Below are 16,432 nucleotides of genomic sequence, written 5' to 3'. Positions count from 1 at the left end.
CAGGCATGAAAAAGGGGCATTCCGGATAAACCGGACTGCCCCTTTTTTGCGTTTAAGACGCCCTCCCAGTGGGAGGGCGTGATATATTAGAAGCTTACGCCAATCGAGCCGACGACGCCATCTTTGCCCACATCTTTGCCAAGCGGCGCGGTCGGGATATCGGTGCCAACATAGCTGACGCCGAAAGTGATCGCCTTGTACGTGTAGTTCACGCCAGCACCCCAGTCCGTATACTTTTTCAGGCCGAGCGACAGCGCGCTGCTCGTCCAGTTGTGACCGATATGTGCTGACAGGCCTACGCCTGGTGCAATACCGCCGCTCAGATCGAATGCGGTGTACAGGTTATCGTCCCTGCGCTGCGTGCCATTGGCGTTGGCAACCAGACCGAGAGCCTTCTGCTTGAAAGCGTAGTTCGCGGTTGCCTTTGCAGTCACGGGACCGAATGTGTGGGCAACCGAAACATAAGGCTCGGCGAAATCGGAGTTATACTTCTTCTCTCCAGCGAAAGACGCGCCACCCTTCTGCGAAGCAGGGTAGAAATAGTAGAGAACGCCAACGTCGAGAGTCGTTCCCTGAATGGTCTTTTTAAAGCCACCGATCAAGTCGATTTCCTGGTTCGAACCGTTGGCGACATAATCGTCGATCGAGCTGCCCCAGGCTGAAACATAGAAGCCCGATTCATGGGTCGCAGTCAGCGAACCCTGAACCGCAAAGTTCTTGTTCGTCTGTGAAATGCCGCGGAATCGATAGTCGGTGACGACCGTTGCAGTACCGTTGATGACGATTGCTTCTGGTGGAGCGGTGTCCTGAGCCAGTGCAGGCGATGCCACGGCGAGAGCGAGCAGGCTGACAGTGCAGCCGATAAGTGTGCGCATGAAAAATGATCCCTTTCAGTGGATATGCTTCGCATTCCGACCTGCGTAAAAGCTCAGGGCCTCTCTGCGGGCCGTGATTGCTTCGACACCAGCCAACTGACAAAATATGGTGCAACGCACAACACGAAATGAACGAAGAACCTTATATTTCTGGCATAGTGTTGCGCGAACGCAACAATCTGGGAAATCAGATTGTCCTCAAGGCTTGGCCAAGATCTTCGATGAGGTCGCGCACGTCTTCCAGACCGATTTGCAGCCGCACCAACGGTCCGCCTTGCCAAGAACTGACGCTACGGCAGCGGGAGGGGTCAACGGGAAGTGCCAGGCTTTCAAAGCCGCCCCAGCTGTAACCAATTCCGAAATGGTGCAGGCTATCGACGAAGCGATCCGCGCTGCCCCGGGCCAACGCGAATGAAAATAGTCCACTCGATCCACGGAAATCACGAAGGAATATCTCGTGGCCCGGGCTTTCCGGAATGGCGGGGTGCAATACCGAGGACACCTCCGGTCGGGAGCATAGCCAATGGGCAATCTCGAGCGCCGAATCACGATGGCGCGCCAGCCTGACGTCGAGCGTCCGCATGCCGCGCATGGCCAGCCAGGCATCGTCGGGGCCGACATGCTGGCCCAGCACCTGCGCCGTCAGCCGAAGATCGCCCCATGTCGCGGGTGCGCTGGTGACCGATCCGATCATCGCATCCGAATGGCCCACGATATATTTGGTGCAGGCAATGATCGACAAATCGACGCCCATCGCGATGACCGGCAGGTACAGCGGTGTCGCCCAGGTGTTGTCGATAAGGGTGACCAGACCCCGGCTTTTTGCCATCGCAACGATGGCGGGCACGTCCTGCACCTCGAACGTCAGGCTGCCTGGGCTTTCCATGAAGATGGCACGCGTGTTCGCTTGCACCAGCGAATCGATACCGGCACCGATCAGCGGGTCGTAATACGTCGTGGTAACCCCGCGCGGCGTTAAATAGGCGTCGCACAGGCGGCGCGTCGGATCATAGACGGTGTCGACCATCAGCAGATGATCGCCCGCTTTCAGCACGCTGGTCAGCGCGCCCGCGACCGCCGCCGCGCCGGAAGGGAACAGCATCGTTCCGGCAGCGCCGGGTTCGAGTTCGGTCAACGCATCGGCCAGCGACCATTGCGTCGGTGTGCCGCGGCGACCGTAGAACAGCTTGCCGTCCTCGTTGGTTTTCAACCCGGCCTTTAGCGCCGCCGTGTCGTCATAGAGGATCGTCGAGGCGCGCCAAACCGGTGGACTGACGATTGCCCCGCCACTTGCCAGGCCGGTCCAATCCTTGCGACGTCCGCCCTGGACCAGCTTGGTCGCCGGTCGCCGGTGGTCGCTGTCGTCCGCCGGGTCTTGCTTCATGCGGCTCCAATGGCCTTCTGTGTGGAGGCATCCGCACCCCATTCGCTCCACGACCCGTCATAGATCGCGACCGACCGGTTGCCGAGGATGTGCGCGGCAAAGGCGACGGTGGCCGCGGTAATTCCCGAACCACAGGTGGCGGCGATGGGCTCGGCGGGATCGACGCCGGCCGCTTCGAATGCCGCCTTCAGCGCGCCCGCGTCCTTCCAGGTGCCGTTGGTGTTGAAAAGTTCCCCCATCGGCAGGTTCCTGCTGCCCGGGATGTGACCCGGATGGACACCCAGCCGCGGTTCGGCCTCACGCCCCTCGAACCGGGCGGCCGATCGGGCATCGACGATCTGCTCGGCCTTCGACTCCGACAAGGCCGCCATTTGGGACTTGTCGCGGACGTGGGCCTCGTCCTTCCAGACGGTGAAATGGCGGTGGCGGAGCTGTTCCTTGCCTGTCGCCAGATCGCGCCCTTCGGCCTTCCACTTCGCCAAGCCACCATCGAGGATCGCGACATCGTGCGCGCCGAACAGGTTCAGCATCCACCAGGCGCGCGCCGACGTGTGCAGCGCGCTGTCGTCATAAATGACGATCCGGCTGCCGTCCCCTAATCCTAGAGACTGCATGCGACTGGCAAACTTTTCCGCCTTGGGCAGCATCATCGGCAATTCGGTGCTGGTATCGGCGACAGCGGCAAGGTCCATGAACACGGCACCCGGGATGTGACCCGCTTCATATTCTGCGGCAGGATCACGTTCGTCGAGATGCCAGCTGGCATCGACGATGCGCAGGTCCGATGCGCCCAGTTCGGTCGCAAGCCATTCGGTTGATACCAGCGCGTCCATTACAGTCTCCGATGAAAGTGTTCCGAATTGTCCTCTAATCGTCGACTTGTGTGCCGTCGAGGGTCGTCATGGGGGCCTGGACGTCTTAAATGGCTTAACATGACACTACAGCATCTCGGCCAGAACAGCGCACTCCCGGGGTCTCCTGGCGAAGCCGCGCTCGACTATGTTCCTAATCCGCGTCCGGGGCGTCCGTATCTCGTGCGCTTCACAGCGCCCGAGTTCACATCGCTCTGTCCGGTAACCGCCCAGCCCGATTTCGCCCATCTGGTGATCGACTACGCCCCATACGAAACGATCGTCGAATCAAAATCGTTGAAGCTGTTCCTCGGCAGTTTTCGTAATCACGCCGCTTTCCACGAGGACTGCACCGTCGGCATCGGTGAGCGCCTGTTCGCCGAGATGGTCCCACACTGGCTACGAATCGGGGGCTATTGGTATCCCCGCGGCGGGATCCCGATCGATGTGTTCTGGCAGTCGGGCGAACCACCGGTTGGACTTTGGCTGCCTTCTCAGGATGTTCCGGGCTATCGCGGTCGCGGATAGAGATTTAAGTAACATTGGTGTAAGCAGTCGTCATGTCCACTGCGCGTATCTATCATCATATCATCGGCATCATTCCGGCCGACATCGATTTCATGGGGCACGTCAACAACGCGCGCTACCTCAGTTGGGTTCAGGACGCGGTCGTGGCGCACTGGCAAAAGCTTGCTCCCCCGCAGGCCGTCGCCGAGCATTTGTGGGTCGCCCTCAAGCACGAAATTACCTATCGCAAACCGGCTTTTCTGAACGATGACGTGATCGCGACGGTTATCCTCGAAAAGGTCGAAGGTGCGCGCGCCTTTTATAAAACACTCATCAAGCGTGGCGAGGTCGTGTTGGCCGAAGTCAAGTCGAGCTGGTGCTGCGTCGATGCCAAGACGCTGCGGCCAGCGCGCCTTGCCAAGGACATCGTCGCGCATTTTTTTGCGGGCTGAAACTATTGTTGCTGCCTAGCGGAACAGCCCGCCCAAGATTCCGCGTAGCAATTGCCCGCCGACCCTGCCGCCGATCTGTCGCCCCACCGAACTCGCCACCGATCGTGCGGCTGATTTCATTATACCGTCCAGCATCGTCGGCTTGGCGGCCTCCCGTGCGGCGATGGCCGCCTGGCGGTCGGCCGCGGCTTGGACGCGCGCGGCTTCACGATTGGCGATCGCTTGCGTCTGGGCGTTGAGTTTCGCGGTCGTGGCGTCGATCTTCGCCTGCGCGGCGGCGGCTTTGGCAGCATCGCCTTGCGCCCTGGTTTCAGCGGCGGCGGCGGATGCGGCCGTCGATTTGGCCAACAGGATTTCCTCGGCTGAATCACGGTCGATCAGCGTGTCGTACTTGCTGCCGATCGCGTCGGTCGAGATCATCACGCTGCGTTCTTGGGCCGAGATCGGCCCGACGCGCGAGGCGGGCGGCTTGATCAACGTGCGTTCAACCGGTGTTGGCGCACCATCGGCCTGCAACAGCGACACTAGCGCCTCTCCGACCTTTAATTCGGTAATCACCGTCGCGACATCGACGCCGGGGTTGGCCCGGAATGTTTCCGCCGCCGACCGGACCGCCGCCTGATCACGGGGCGTAAAGGCGCGCAGCGCGTGCTGGACGCGGTTGCCGAGTTGGCCTGCGACCGTTTCGGGAATATCGATCGGGTTCTGCGTGATGAAATAGACGCCAACGCCCTTCGACCGGATCAGCCGCACGACCTGCTCGATCTTGTCGAGCAGGGCCTTTGGCGCGCTGTCGAACAACAGGTGCGCCTCATCGAAAAAGAAGCACAGCTTCGGCTTGTCGGGATCGCCGATTTCAGGAAGCGTCTCGAACAACTCGCTCAGCAGCCACAGCAGGAACGTCGAATACAGCTTCGGGCTCGCCATCAACTTGTCGGCGGCCAGAATGTTGACGACCCCGCGTCCGTTCTCGTCCAGCGCGATGAAGTCCATCATGTCGAGTGCGGGTTCGCCGAAGAAATGCTCGGCCCCCTGGCTGCGGAGCTGGAGCAGCGAACGCTGAATTGTCCCCACACTCTGTTTTGAGACATTGCCATAGGTCGTCGTCAACTCGTCGGCGCGTTCGGCACAATGGACCAGCATCGACTGCAGATCGTCGAGGTCGAGGAGCAACAGCCCCTCCTTGTCCGCCACGTGGAAGGCGATGGTCAGGACGCCCTCCTGCACCTCGTTCAGATCCATCAGGCGGGCCAGCAGCACGGGGCCCATTTCAGAGATCGTCGCGCGAATCGGGTGACCCTGTTCGCCGAACAGATCCCAGAATTGCGTCGGCGTATCTTTGTACGCCCAATCGGTATCGCCGATCTCGGCGGCTCGCGCGGCGAATATCTCATGGGTCTTCGATGTTGGAGATCCAGCCATGGCGAGGCCTGACAGATCACCTTTCACGTCCGCGACGAAGCAGGGCACGCCATCGTTAGAAAAACCCTCGACGATGCCCTGCAATGTCACCGTCTTGCCGGTGCCGGTTGCACCCGCGATCAAGCCGTGGCGGTTCGCGCGCTTCAGGTTCAGGACCTGACGCAGGCCACCCCCTGTGCCGATAAAAATGCCATCGTCGGCCATAGTCACCCCTTCGAAAATCTCTGGAGCGAATGTCTAGCGCAACTGCCCCCTCCCTGAAAGAGAGGGGGCAGTGCGCGTGAAAACGATTATTTTGTGTTGAACTTGACCGCGATATATCGGGCGGGGCCCGTCCCGCGCTGCACCGAAAGCAACACGTTGGCACGACCTGCGGCCTTGGCAGCCTTGACGACAGCGGCAACCTCGACGGGTGTCGTGACCGGACGTTGATTGACCGAGAGTATCACGTCGCCGCGCTGGAAACCCTTCGCTCCGGCATCGCTCGACGGATCGACCGCGCCAATCACGACGCCCTTGGTGCCCACAGGCAGGTTCAACTGACGGGCGATAACCGGGGTCAGCGCCTGGACAGCGAGACCGAGCGATTCCTGAGTTGCCGCTTGTGTCGACTTTTCGTCCGTCGGCGGCAAGCCAGCCTCATCGCCATCACCCCCAACGATCGTGGCCAGTTGTTCGTCGGTCGGACGTTCGGCCAGCACCGCCGTCACTGCCAGCCGATTGCCGCCGCGGATCAGTTCGATCGGCACGCGTGACCCGATGGGCAGGTTCGACACGATAAACGACAGGGTTTCGTCGGGAGTCACATCGCGGCCATTGACCTTGACGATGACGTCACCCTGCTGAATCCCTGCGCGTGCTGCTGGCTGGCCCGGCTCGACCTTGGCGACCAATTCGCCCCGGTTTTTCGGCAATCCCAGCGAATCAAAGATGCCGGGGTCCATCGGGTTCAGCTGGATACCGAGATAGCCGCGCTTGACCTTGGCCCCGCCCTTCAGTGTTTCGACGATGGGCCGGGCAAGTTCGGCGGGGATGGCAAAACCGATGCCAACATTCCCGCCCGTCGGTGAGTAAATTGCCGAATTGATACCGATGACGTTGCCGTTCAGGTCGAACATCGGTCCTCCCGAATTGCCCTGGTTGATGGCGGCGTCAGTCTGAATATAACGGTCGAACGGTCCCGAACCGATGTTGCGATGAAGCGCGGAGACGATGCCCGCGGTCACGCTGCCGCCCAAGCCATAGGGATTGCCGATGGCAACAACCCAGTCACCGACACGCGATTTGGACGAATCACCGAACTTGACGAACGGCAGGCCGCGTCCCTCGATCTTCAAAACCGCGAGATCAGAGGAACTGTCTCGACCGATGACTTTGGCTGAGTATTCCTTGCGATCGGGCATGGTCACGGTGATCTGCCCAACCGCGCCATTGCCGGGCTTGCCGCCCGAAATCACATGGTTGTTGGTGACGATATAACCGTCTTCGGAAATGATGAACCCCGAACCGAGCGATGTGGCCTCGCGCGTGACCGGCGCGCCGCCGCCGCCCTGGCCCTGTCCGAACAGGTCGCCGAATGGCGTGCCCGCGAAGGGATTGTTGTTCTGGACCTCAACCTTCGACGTCGTGGAGATGTTGACGACCGCAGGCTGCAAACGCGCTGCCAAATCGGCAAAGCTCATTGGCGCACCCGGGGCTGCCGGTGCCGCGCGGATCGTGCCGGGTTCATTCTGCGCAACCTGCGCGCCAGATGGCGACTGCAGGGTCATGGTCGCGGCGGTTCCTGCAATCAGCAGGCCGGTGGTGATGGCATAGGCGTAACGCACTTCTGGTGGTCCTTCCGACTTGGTCGCGCGGGCTGAATGCTGTCGCGCGGCTTAACAGGATTTGAATGGGCGGGAGGGATACGACGTTATTTATCACCCCGGAACTGGCGGAGATAGTCGTTGCTTGGACTCAGGATGACCGACGACTGTCCGGCGGGACTGCTGCCATCGGCGCCGAAGGTGTGACGATAGGACTGCATGGCCCGGTAAAAGTCGTAGAATTGCGAATCCTTGTTGAACGCCGTCGCATAGACACCGGCAGCCTGCGCATCGGCATCGGCGCGGATAATCTGGGCGTCGCGCAAGCCCTTGGCTCGGATCGTCAGCGCTTCCTGCGAACGCGCGGTCCGCATCCGCTCATAGGCCGAATCGAGCGGCGTCCCCTCGGGCAGGTCGGCCTTTTTGATGCGGACGTCGATGATCTCGGCACCGTATTGCCCCGCGATCCGATTCAGCCCGATCCGGATATTGTTCATGACCGCACCGCGTTCGGGGCTCAGCAGCAGCGCAAACTGCCGCTTGCCGAGCTCGTTACGAAGCGCTGAACCAAGGATCGGCTGCAATGCTTCGGAAACATTGGCTTCCTTCCCCGCGGTCTTGAACATCCGCAACGGGTCGACGATCCGATAGCGCGCAAACGCGTCGATGTTCAGGCGCAGCTGGTCGGTCGACAGCACCTGCTGACGCTCCATCTCGACATCGCGCACCCGCTTGTCGATCCAGATGATCTGTTCCGCAAAAGGGATATGGGCAATCAGACCCGCACCGGTCTGCCCGAACTGTTCGCCCCGCCGATAGCCATTGATGATCCGCACGGGCTCACCGAAACGCAGGACGACGCCCTGCCGTGTCTCAGGGACAATCGCCAAGGTGTTCGACGCCAGGAACAAGATCAGCAGCGCGACGATCGCCAGCGCGATCGGATTGCGGAGGAATGGGACGCTGTTCATTGTGCTGCTCCGGCCTGCGCAACGGGTGCTGGAACTTTCTTGGCTCCCGTCAGCGGCAGATAGGGGGTGACGCCCGCTGGTTCGACAATCGTCTTGTCCACCCTCGACAGCACGTCCTCCATGGTTTCATAATACATGCGGCGGCGTGTGACTTCAGGTGCCAGTTTGTACTGGGTATAGACGCGGTCGAACGCGGCGGCTTCACCCTGGGCGCGCGCGATAACCTGCTGCGCCTGGGCATTGGCCTGGTTGACCGAAGTCTGTGCGGCCTGCTGGGCGGCGGATACTTCCTTGAAGGCGTCGTTCACTGCCTCAGGCGGGCCAGCGTTCTTGACCGCGACACCCTGAATCTTCACGCCCGATCGATAACCATCGAGCAACGCCTGCATGCGCTGCGTCACTTCGGCCTCAATGCCCGTGCGACCCGAACCGATCGCATCGTTCAGCGAGATATTGGCGATGGCGGCGCGCATGGCGCTCTCAGCCACCGCCTTGATCGTCGCATCGGGGTCGGCGAGCTGGAACAGGTAAAGCTCGGGGTCCTTGATCGACCAGCGGATCGAATAGTCGAGGTCGATGATATTTTCGTCGCGGGTCAGCACCAGTTTTTCGCCAGCGCCATCGGGAATGTCGATCAGGCGGATGTTCTGGACATCGATGGTCTGGACGCGCTCGATCGGGGCGGGAAAGGTCAGGCTGACGCCGGGCTCAAGCGTCCGCGAATATTTGCCGAACATGGTGACGACGCCGCGTTCCTGCGGGTCGATCCGGTGAACGCAACTGAACGCGATCCATATCACCAGCAGACCGACTGCGGCATATTTCCAGAGCGGTCCGCCGGTCCATACCGGCAGCTTGCCACTGCCACCGCCGAACCCGGCACGTCCGCGTTTCAGCAATTCGTCGAGCGCGGTCGGGCCGCGGGGACCGCGAGGCTTGCCATCGGGGGGCTGGTTCCACGGATTGCGTGGGCCGCCACCGCCGGAACTGCCGCCCGCGCCGCCCCCGTCGCCAGAACCGCGTCCGCCCCAGGGGCCACCCTCATTCACCCATACGGCGACTGCCGCCGGCCATCCACGCATCGTTGTCATCTAATCTTTATAGGGGGCCGCCGAAGGAATTACAGGGGCCAAATCGCGCGCAGCTTGTGTAAGGGGTGGGCATGACCGATCCCGCCAGCTTATCGACCGCCCTTGCCACCGTTCCCGGAGCCGCGGGGCGCGCCGCGCCGCCCCGTTTTGCCGATGGCCGCGCCAGCCTGATCCTCGACGTGACCGGGCTGGACGAGGTTCATCGCGACCTGCTGCAGGCCGATGTGAAGCGCGCGCTGCTGGCCGTGCCGGGCGTCACCAGCGTCCGCATCGCCCTGACCGCCGAGCGCAAGGGCCGCAAGCTGATCGCGGTCGCCAGCGGCAAGGGCGGCGTGGGCAAATCGACGCTCGCCGCCAACCTCGCCATCGCGCTGGCCCGGGGGGGCGCAAAGGTCGGGCTGATCGACGCCGACATCTATGGCCCGTCGCAGCCGCGCCTGATGGCGACCGAGGGCATGCGCCCGACCTCACTCAACCAAAAGCTTGAGCCGGTGCCGACGCGGTTCGGCGTGCCGATGCTGTCGATGGGGCATCTGGTAAAGCCGGGCCAGGCGATCGCGTGGCGCGGACCGATGGCGGGCAATGCGCTAGGCCAGCTGATCGACGCCGACTGGGGCGACTGCGAATTGCTCATCATCGACCTGCCGCCCGGCACCGGCGATGTCCAGCTGTCGATGATGACCAAGCACAAGCCGGTCGGCGCGGTCATTGTCTCGACCCCTCAGGACCTTGCGCTGATGGATGCGGTGCGTGCCATCGACCTGTTCAACCAGTCGGGCGTGCCGATCATCGGCCTGGTCGAAAACATGTCGGGTTACGAATGCCCGCACTGCGGAGAGGTCAGCGATCCGTTCGGCCAGGGCGGAGCGCAGGCGGCGGCGGGGACAATGGACATCGCCTTCCTGGGCCGCATCCCGCTGGACATCGCGATCCGCACGGCATCGGATGCGGGCGATCCCCCGGCCGCCGGGAACACACCGCAGGGTGCGGCATTCATTACCATAGCGGCCAAGGTCGCGGCCTGGGTAAAGGACCACTGAAATGCCATTGACCGCCCCCGACGAACTCCGTGCGCTGCTGCAGGAAACGCACACCATCGCGTTGGTCGGTGCCTCCGACCGCCCCGACCGCGCGAGCCATGGCGTGATGAAGGCGCTGATCGACCACGGCTATGACGTGACCCCGGTCAACCCGGCGCTGGCGGGCAAGACGATCCACGGCCGGACCGTGGTCGCCACGCTGGCCGACATCGCGGGGCCGATCGACATGGTCGACATTTTTCGCAATTCGGACGCCGCCGGGGAAGTCGTCGATGCGGCCATTGCGGTGGGGGCAAAGGCGGTCTGGATGCAGTTGGGCGTCATCAACGAGGCGGCGGCAGCACGCGCCGAAGCGGCTGGGTTGAAGGTCGTCATGGACCATTGCCCAAAGATCGAACTGGCGCGGCTGGGGATAGAGTCGCAGAAAGCGCAGTAAATCGGCAAGTAAGATGCGCGGGTAGGAAATTATCGGTCTCGCCTGCCTCCCATCGGAAATCCGCCGGGCAAGGCAGATAGGGCAGGCGTCGCCCTGTAGGACAGCGAATTCAGCGGACCTGCGTGACCGACAGCGTGCCGGCCGGGAGGGGGCGGGTCAGTGTTTCGCTGGGGCAAGCGGGGTCGAGCCAGCGCGCCCAGTCATCGCGTTCAATCACGACCATCTGGCGCGCGTGATAGGGCGCGACGTCGGGGCCGGGCTCAGTCGTCAGCATCGTAAACGCCTCTCCGACTTCGCCATTAACGCCGGCAGTCTTGCGCCATAGCCCCGCGATGGCGAACCAGTCGTCGCGCGCGTGGGTGAAGGCCCATTTGTCCTTTAGTTTATTTTTGGGCGACCTCGCCTCGGGGTCCGCCGCCGTCGTGAATTCGTAAAATGCATCGACGGGGATCAGGCACCGCCCCGACGCCAAGTCGCGGCCATCGGAGCGGAAGTTATAGACAGGCTTGCCATGCGCGCCGGGCCAGCTCCAGCGCCGGGTGACAAGCTCTGCCGCCATACTATCGTCATCACCCAAACCGCGCCCCGCGCGCACGGTCGCCCGCACGATCACCGTGGAATCGGTGATCCTTATCGAGGATAATGGCTCCATATTCGGTGCGTTTTCGGGGTAAAACAGGCGGATCTTGCGCTGATCGAAGTCATTTCGCAGCAGATCGAGCGATATCCGGCGGGCGACCTCGTTGCACATGGGGTGGAGTTAGGGATTTGTGGGGGTGGAATCCAGATGGCGATTTCGTTCTGCACTTGCCACGATTCACGATCCGTTCCATGTCGGCGGCATGGTAACCACGCACCTTATCCCGTCCGATATCGCCGCGCGATTCGAGGTGCATGAGTGGCGAAATGCGACGGGCATTCTTGAAACAGCGCATCTCGCCGAATGGCACGAGGTCATCGCCGCACTTCGGGCATTCGAGTTTCGGCGTAGTGAGGTGCTCGGCGGGGGCGGGGCCAAGTCGAGCATTGCCGGAAGGTTCGACGGGTTTCTTACCGACCGAGGCTGGGTTGAGAAGAAGTTTGCCACTCGGATCAAGGTCGATGATGAAGAGCGCGACTCACCGACGCACAAGGTAGATTGTTTCAAGGGTCGAGTTGGCCTCGAAATCGAATGGAACAACAAGGATCCGTTCTTTGACCGGGATTTGAATAATTTCCGGCTGTTGTTCGACCTGCGGGTGATCGACGTGGGCATCATCGTGACACGCGCCACCCATCTGCAGACGTTGTTCAAGGGGCTGGGCATCGGGACGAAATACGGGGCGTCAACGACGCACATGGACAAGCTGTTACCTCGTCTCGAAGGTGGTGGCGGGGGTGGCTGTCCGATCCTGGCGTTCGGCATCACGCGCCATTGCTATGTCGAGGATGATGCACCAATCGTAGTTGGTGGTTCAGGGGACGACGACAATGGCTGATTACGAACCGACCACCGCCGCCGAAGATTTCGCCCTGGCGACCAAGGGTAAGCGTTTCTCGACGATCCTCGCCGATCCGCCGTGGCGGTTCCAGAACCGCACCGGCAAGATGGCCCCCGAACATCGCCGGCTGTCGCGTTACGACACCATGGAGCTGCTCGACATCATGGCGCTGCCCGTCGCCGATTGCGCCGCCGATCCCGCGCATCTGTATCTGTGGGTGCCGAACGCGCTGCTGCCGGAGGGGTTGGCCGTCATGAAGGCATGGGGCTTCGATTATAAATCGAACATCGTCTGGCATAAAATCCGCAAGGACGGCGGGTCCGACGGTCGCGGCGTCGGCTTCTACTTCCGCAACGTCACCGAACTTTGCCTGTTCGGCATTCGCGGCAAAAACGCGCGCACTGGCCCGGCGGGACGGCGGCAGGTCAACCTGCTCGGCACCCGCAAGCGCGAACACAGCCGGAAGCCCGACGAAATGTACGACCTGATCGAGGCATGCAGCCCCACGACACGGCTCGAAATCTTCGGGCGTGGCTCGCGAAAGGGGTGGACGGTGTGGGGTGACCAGGCCGAGGACTACGAGATCGGGTGGGATACTTACGCGCATAATTCGCGTGTGGGCGGTGAGGCCGGTTGGGCAGAGGCAGCGGAGTAATGTTAGCGGGGGGAACAATAGATGCTAAAGACCGTCCTGACGTCTACATCGCGCTTGTGGGTGCTGCAGGCACCGATCTTGAGATAGTAAAAACCCAGCTCAAGGCCCATTTCTGCTCGTATGATTACCAGTACAACGAGGTCAAAGTCAGCCGGTTAATCCAGAGTTTCATCGGCTTGAAGACAGAAGGAACGCCTGAAGACGAGCGCGTCCGAGCTTTAATGGACGGAGGAGATCAAATTCGTCAGCTGCATAAAGGCGGCGACGGTGTCGTAACTTTGATCGTTTCGGCAATTATCGCGTTGCGGCCCAAACGTGATCCGGACCAGACGGGTTTGGGCGGCGCGAATGTTTTCGTCATTGACTCACTCAAAAATCCCAAGGAAATTCAAACCTTAGATAAAATTTACGGACGAAATTTCTACACTGTGTCTGTGTATGCAAGCGAGAGTGATCGGATAGCAAAGTTTGCAAACAGGATTGCGGAGTCGAAACATACGAACACCCGTGAAGAGCATATCGAGAATGCAAAAGCTGCGATCAAAGAAGACGAGCGACGAGATACAACAGACTTGTCTCAGGACGTTCAAAACACATTTCCCAAAGCTGACTTTTTTGTCGCGGATGACGATCAAATAGACACCCAGATAAAGCGATTTGTCGATCTTGTTTTCGGGGAACCCTTCACCACACCGACAGTCGACGAATATGCGATGTTCACCGCAAAAGCAGTTTCGTTGCGGTCTGCAGATCTGTCCCGTCAGGTCGGCGCGGCTATAATTGGCGACGACGGCACGGTGATTTCAACAGGATTTAACGATGTCCCCTACCCGGCGGGCGGCGTTTGGCACGAAGGGCGAAACGGTCCCGATAACCGGGATCACGTTGTCGAGTTTGATCCCAATACCGCAGAAATTTCTAACATCTTTCATGAACTTGTAGAGTCGTTCAGAAAGGCTGGAATTTTGTCCGACGAGGCAAGCGGGAAAGAGCTAAGCGAGCTTGTTGAACAACTGCTTCATGGCCAGTGGCGGGAGTTAACGATTGATGCTCGAGTTCGAAACCTCATCGAGTTCGGGCGCGTCGTGCATGCCGAGATGCACGCAATCTCCGAGGCTGCGCGGGTTGGAAGGGCAGTAGCCAATTCCACACTCTATTGCACGACATTCCCCTGTCATGTTTGCGCTAGGCATATCATCGCCGCTGGCATTAGGTCGGTCGTGTTCATCGAACCCTATCCGAAGAGTCTCACGAAAACGCTCTATTGCCGAGAAATTTCGACAGACGACCAAATCGGAACTTTGCCCTCAGCAGTGCAGTTCAGACCATTCCAAGGCGTTTCGCCGACGCTCTATCAGCGAGTGTTTTCGATGCGTCCACGAAAAGGAAAGTTTGGAGCAGTGGCGAAATTCAACCGAACGCGGGCGATGCCGGTCGGTGGCGTTCAAGGCGTAAGCAATTTTCTTCTCGAAAAATTTTACAACGCTCGGCTTGACGAGATTCACACCCTCATTAAGACGGCAAAAAAGGGGATGGTGGAATGAACGAGCATCTTACGATGGACGAGATTCTGCGTCAGGCTCACGAGGCAGCTGAAAGTTTTCGATCACTATCCGAGGACACTCGGCACAGTTTGAGAAACGAAACCGACTGGGATGGCGCGCAGCTGAGTGGATACGAATTTCGTGAACCCACTAATTTCTAATTTAGGTTGTTTGCCTTAGTTGGAATGGAGAGGAGCGGCTACGCCGCCAAACTCTCCATCCCCAACAGCGGCGCCAGATAATGCCCGGTATAACTCCGCGGCTCCTTCGCCACCTTTTCGGGCGTGCCGACGGCGACGATCTCGCCGCCCTTGGTGCCGCCCTCCGGCCCCAGGTCGATGACCCAGTCGGCGGTCTTTATGACTTCCAGATTATGTTCGATGACGACGACGGTGTTGCCCTGTTCGACCAGCGCGTGGAGGACTTCCAATAGTTTGCGGACGTCCTCGAAATGCAACCCGGTGGTCGGTTCGTCGAGGATGTACAGCGTGCTGCCGGTGGCGCGCCTGCTGAGTTCCTTGGCGAGCTTGACGCGCTGGGCTTCGCCGCCGCTCAGCGTCGTCGCCTGTTGCCCGACCTTTACATAGCCGAGGCCGACTTCGAGCAGCATCGCCATCTTGTCGCGGATGCCGGGGACCGCCTTGAAGAATTCGACCGCATCCTCGACCGTCATGTCGAGGATGTCGGCGATGCTCTTGCCCTTGAACTTCACCTCGAGCGTCTCGCGATTGTAGCGCGCGCCGTGGCACACGTCGCAGGTGACGTAGACGTCGGGGAGGAAGTGCATCTCGATCTTGAGCAGGCCGTCGCCCTGGCACGCCTCGCAGCGGCCGCCCTTGACGTTGAAGCTGAAGCGGCCGGGCTTGTAGCCGCGCGCCTGCGATTCCGGCAGGCCGGCGAACCAGTCGCGGATCTGGGTGAACGCGCCGGTAGAGGTGGCGGGGTTGCTGCGCGGGGTGCGGCCGATCGGCGATTGATCGATGTCGATCACCTTGTCGAGATATTGCAGACCGGTGATCTTGTCGTGCTTGCCCTGCACGATGCGCGCGCCGTTCAGCTCGCGCGCGGCGGCGGCGTACAGCGTGTCGATCGTGAAGCTGGACTTGCCCGAGCCGGACACGCCGGTGATGCAGGTGAACGTGCCGAGCGGCAGGCTGGCCGTGACGCCGCGCAGGTTGTTGGCGGTGGCGTTGTGGACGGTGATCTTCTTGCCGTTGCCCTTGCGGCGCGTTTCCGGGACGGCGACCTTGCGGGTGCCGTTGAGGTAATCGGCGGTGATGCTGCCCTTGGTCTTCAGCACCTGTTTCAACGTACCCTTGGCGACGATCTCGCCGCCATGGACGCCGGCCCCGGGCCCCATGTCGATGACGTAATCGGCGGTGCGGATCGCATCCTCGTCATGCTCGACGACGAGCACGGTGTTGCCGAGATCGCGCAGGCGGCGCAGCGTCTTCAACAACATGTCGTTGTCGCGCTGGTGCAGGCCGATGCTTGGTTCGTCCAGCACGTAGAGCACGCCGGACAGGCCGGAGCCGATCTGCGAGGCCAGGCGGATGCGCTGGCTCTCGCCGCCCGACAGCGTGCCGCTGGTGCGGTCGAGGTTGAGGTAATCCAGCCCGACATTGTTGAGGAAGCCGATACGTTCGAGGATTTCCTTCAGGATGCGTTCGGCGATGGCATTCTGCTGATCGCCGAGCTGGCCGGGAACCTGTTCGAACCACGCCAGCGCATCGACCACCGACAGGCGGGTGACGGACGAGATGTCGCGCAGGCCGATCTTCACCGCCAGCGCCTCGGGCTTGAGGCGCGCGCCGTGACAGACTTCGCACGGGGCGGAGGATTGGTATTTGTTCAGTTCCTCGCGCATCCACGCGGATTCGGTCTGCATCAGGCGGCGGTTGAGGTTGCCGATGACGCC

16 protein-coding genes are annotated in these 16,432 nt (G+C 61.1%); 7 read left to right on the top strand and 9 right to left on the bottom strand.

The window, feature by feature from the left end; genetic code table 11:
* Positions 1-86: 86 nt before the first annotated feature.
* From Q0R02_RS01720 to sseA, 3 genes are all read right to left on the bottom strand, one after another.
* Positions 87-875 carry a TorF family putative porin gene (locus Q0R02_RS01720; RefSeq protein WP_293880257.1) on the bottom strand — a complete coding sequence of 263 codons (789 nt, stop codon included), beginning with the start codon at positions 873-875 and terminating at the stop codon, positions 87-89.
* 187 nt (positions 876-1,062) lie between these two features.
* Positions 1,063-2,259: a cystathionine beta-lyase gene (gene metC / locus Q0R02_RS01715; protein ID WP_293880255.1), complete on the bottom strand. Its 1,197-nt coding sequence runs from the start codon at positions 2,257-2,259 to the stop codon at positions 1,063-1,065.
* Positions 2,256-3,092: a 3-mercaptopyruvate sulfurtransferase gene (gene sseA, locus Q0R02_RS01710; RefSeq protein WP_293880253.1), complete on the bottom strand. Its 837-nt coding sequence runs from the start codon at positions 3,090-3,092 to the stop codon at positions 2,256-2,258. Before sseA ends, metC begins: the two co-directional genes overlap by 4 nt.
* Before the next feature lie 99 nt (positions 3,093-3,191).
* Here sseA and queF point away from each other — a divergent pair, with 99 nt between their 5' ends.
* Both queF and Q0R02_RS01700 read left to right on the top strand, forming a co-directional pair.
* Positions 3,192-3,638 (top strand): preQ(1) synthase, encoded by a 447-nt coding sequence (queF, locus tag Q0R02_RS01705; protein WP_293880251.1) that lies wholly within the window; start codon positions 3,192-3,194, stop codon positions 3,636-3,638.
* Positions 3,639-3,670: 32 nt separating this feature from the next.
* The gene (locus tag Q0R02_RS01700) at positions 3,671-4,069 is read left to right on the top strand and encodes a thioesterase family protein (RefSeq protein WP_293880250.1); all 399 of its coding nucleotides are present in this window, start codon (positions 3,671-3,673) and stop codon (positions 4,067-4,069) included.
* Positions 4,070-4,084: 15 nt separating this feature from the next.
* On the opposite strand, the gene Q0R02_RS01695 is transcribed toward Q0R02_RS01700, so the two are convergent.
* The 4 genes from Q0R02_RS01695 to hflK form a co-directional block, all read right to left on the bottom strand.
* Positions 4,085-5,695, bottom strand: coding sequence for a helicase HerA-like domain-containing protein (locus Q0R02_RS01695; RefSeq protein WP_293880249.1), 1,611 nt, complete (start codon positions 5,693-5,695; stop codon positions 4,085-4,087).
* Between the two features lie 86 nt (positions 5,696-5,781).
* The gene (locus Q0R02_RS01690; protein ID WP_293880248.1) at positions 5,782-7,317 is read right to left on the bottom strand and encodes a Do family serine endopeptidase; all 1,536 of its coding nucleotides are present in this window, start codon (positions 7,315-7,317) and stop codon (positions 5,782-5,784) included.
* 86 nt (positions 7,318-7,403) lie between these two features.
* Positions 7,404-8,267 carry a protease modulator HflC gene (gene hflC, locus Q0R02_RS01685; RefSeq protein WP_293880246.1) on the bottom strand — a complete coding sequence of 288 codons (864 nt, stop codon included), beginning with the start codon at positions 8,265-8,267 and terminating at the stop codon, positions 7,404-7,406.
* A complete protein-coding gene (gene hflK, locus Q0R02_RS01680) occupies positions 8,264-9,349 on the bottom strand; it encodes an FtsH protease activity modulator HflK (protein ID WP_293880331.1) in 1,086 nt (361 codons plus the stop codon). The genes hflC and hflK overlap by 4 nt, the downstream gene beginning before the upstream one ends.
* Positions 9,350-9,429: 80 nt before the next feature.
* Between hflK and Q0R02_RS01675 the strand changes: the two genes are divergently transcribed.
* Together Q0R02_RS01675 and Q0R02_RS01670 are read left to right on the top strand one after the other, a co-directional pair.
* Positions 9,430-10,398, top strand: a complete 969-nt coding sequence (locus tag Q0R02_RS01675) for an Mrp/NBP35 family ATP-binding protein (RefSeq protein ID WP_293880244.1) — start codon at positions 9,430-9,432, stop codon at positions 10,396-10,398.
* 1 nt (position 10,399) lies between these two features.
* Positions 10,400-10,834, top strand: a complete 435-nt coding sequence (locus tag Q0R02_RS01670; protein WP_293880243.1) for a CoA-binding protein — start codon at positions 10,400-10,402, stop codon at positions 10,832-10,834.
* A 109-nt stretch (positions 10,835-10,943) separates the two neighbouring features.
* Here the strand turns inward: Q0R02_RS01670 and Q0R02_RS01665 are convergent, their stop codons facing one another.
* On the bottom strand, positions 10,944-11,585 hold the full coding sequence (locus Q0R02_RS01665) for an SOS response-associated peptidase (RefSeq protein ID WP_293880242.1): 642 nt from the start codon (positions 11,583-11,585) through the stop codon (positions 10,944-10,946).
* A gap of 25 nt (positions 11,586-11,610) precedes the next feature.
* On the opposite strand from Q0R02_RS01665, the gene Q0R02_RS01660 reads away from it, so the two are divergent.
* The 3 genes from Q0R02_RS01660 to Q0R02_RS01650 are packed head-to-tail and all read left to right on the top strand — an operon-like array spanning position 11,611 to position 14,514.
* Positions 11,611-12,312 (top strand): BglII/BstYI family type II restriction endonuclease, encoded by a 702-nt coding sequence (locus tag Q0R02_RS01660; RefSeq protein ID WP_293880240.1) that lies wholly within the window; start codon positions 11,611-11,613, stop codon positions 12,310-12,312.
* Positions 12,305-12,970, top strand: coding sequence for an MT-A70 family methyltransferase (locus Q0R02_RS01655; protein ID WP_293880238.1), 666 nt, complete (start codon positions 12,305-12,307; stop codon positions 12,968-12,970). The genes Q0R02_RS01660 and Q0R02_RS01655 overlap by 8 nt, the downstream gene beginning before the upstream one ends.
* Positions 12,970-14,514 carry an anti-phage dCTP deaminase gene (locus tag Q0R02_RS01650; protein ID WP_293880236.1) on the top strand — a complete coding sequence of 515 codons (1,545 nt, stop codon included), beginning with the start codon at positions 12,970-12,972 and terminating at the stop codon, positions 14,512-14,514. The genes Q0R02_RS01655 and Q0R02_RS01650 overlap by 1 nt, the downstream gene beginning before the upstream one ends.
* A 199-nt stretch (positions 14,515-14,713) precedes the next feature.
* Here Q0R02_RS01650 and uvrA read toward each other — a convergent pair.
* The coding region (gene uvrA / locus Q0R02_RS01645) for an excinuclease ABC subunit UvrA (protein ID WP_293880234.1) at positions 14,714-16,432 on the bottom strand (1,719 nt) is incomplete at its 5' end.

Origin of the sequence: Sphingomonas sp. (assembly GCF_025353885.1) — a bacterium.
In the GTDB taxonomy this organism is placed as follows: Bacteria; Pseudomonadota; Alphaproteobacteria; order Sphingomonadales; family Sphingomonadaceae; genus Sphingomonas_O.
This window is presented reverse-complemented; position numbering and strand designations above follow the sequence as displayed.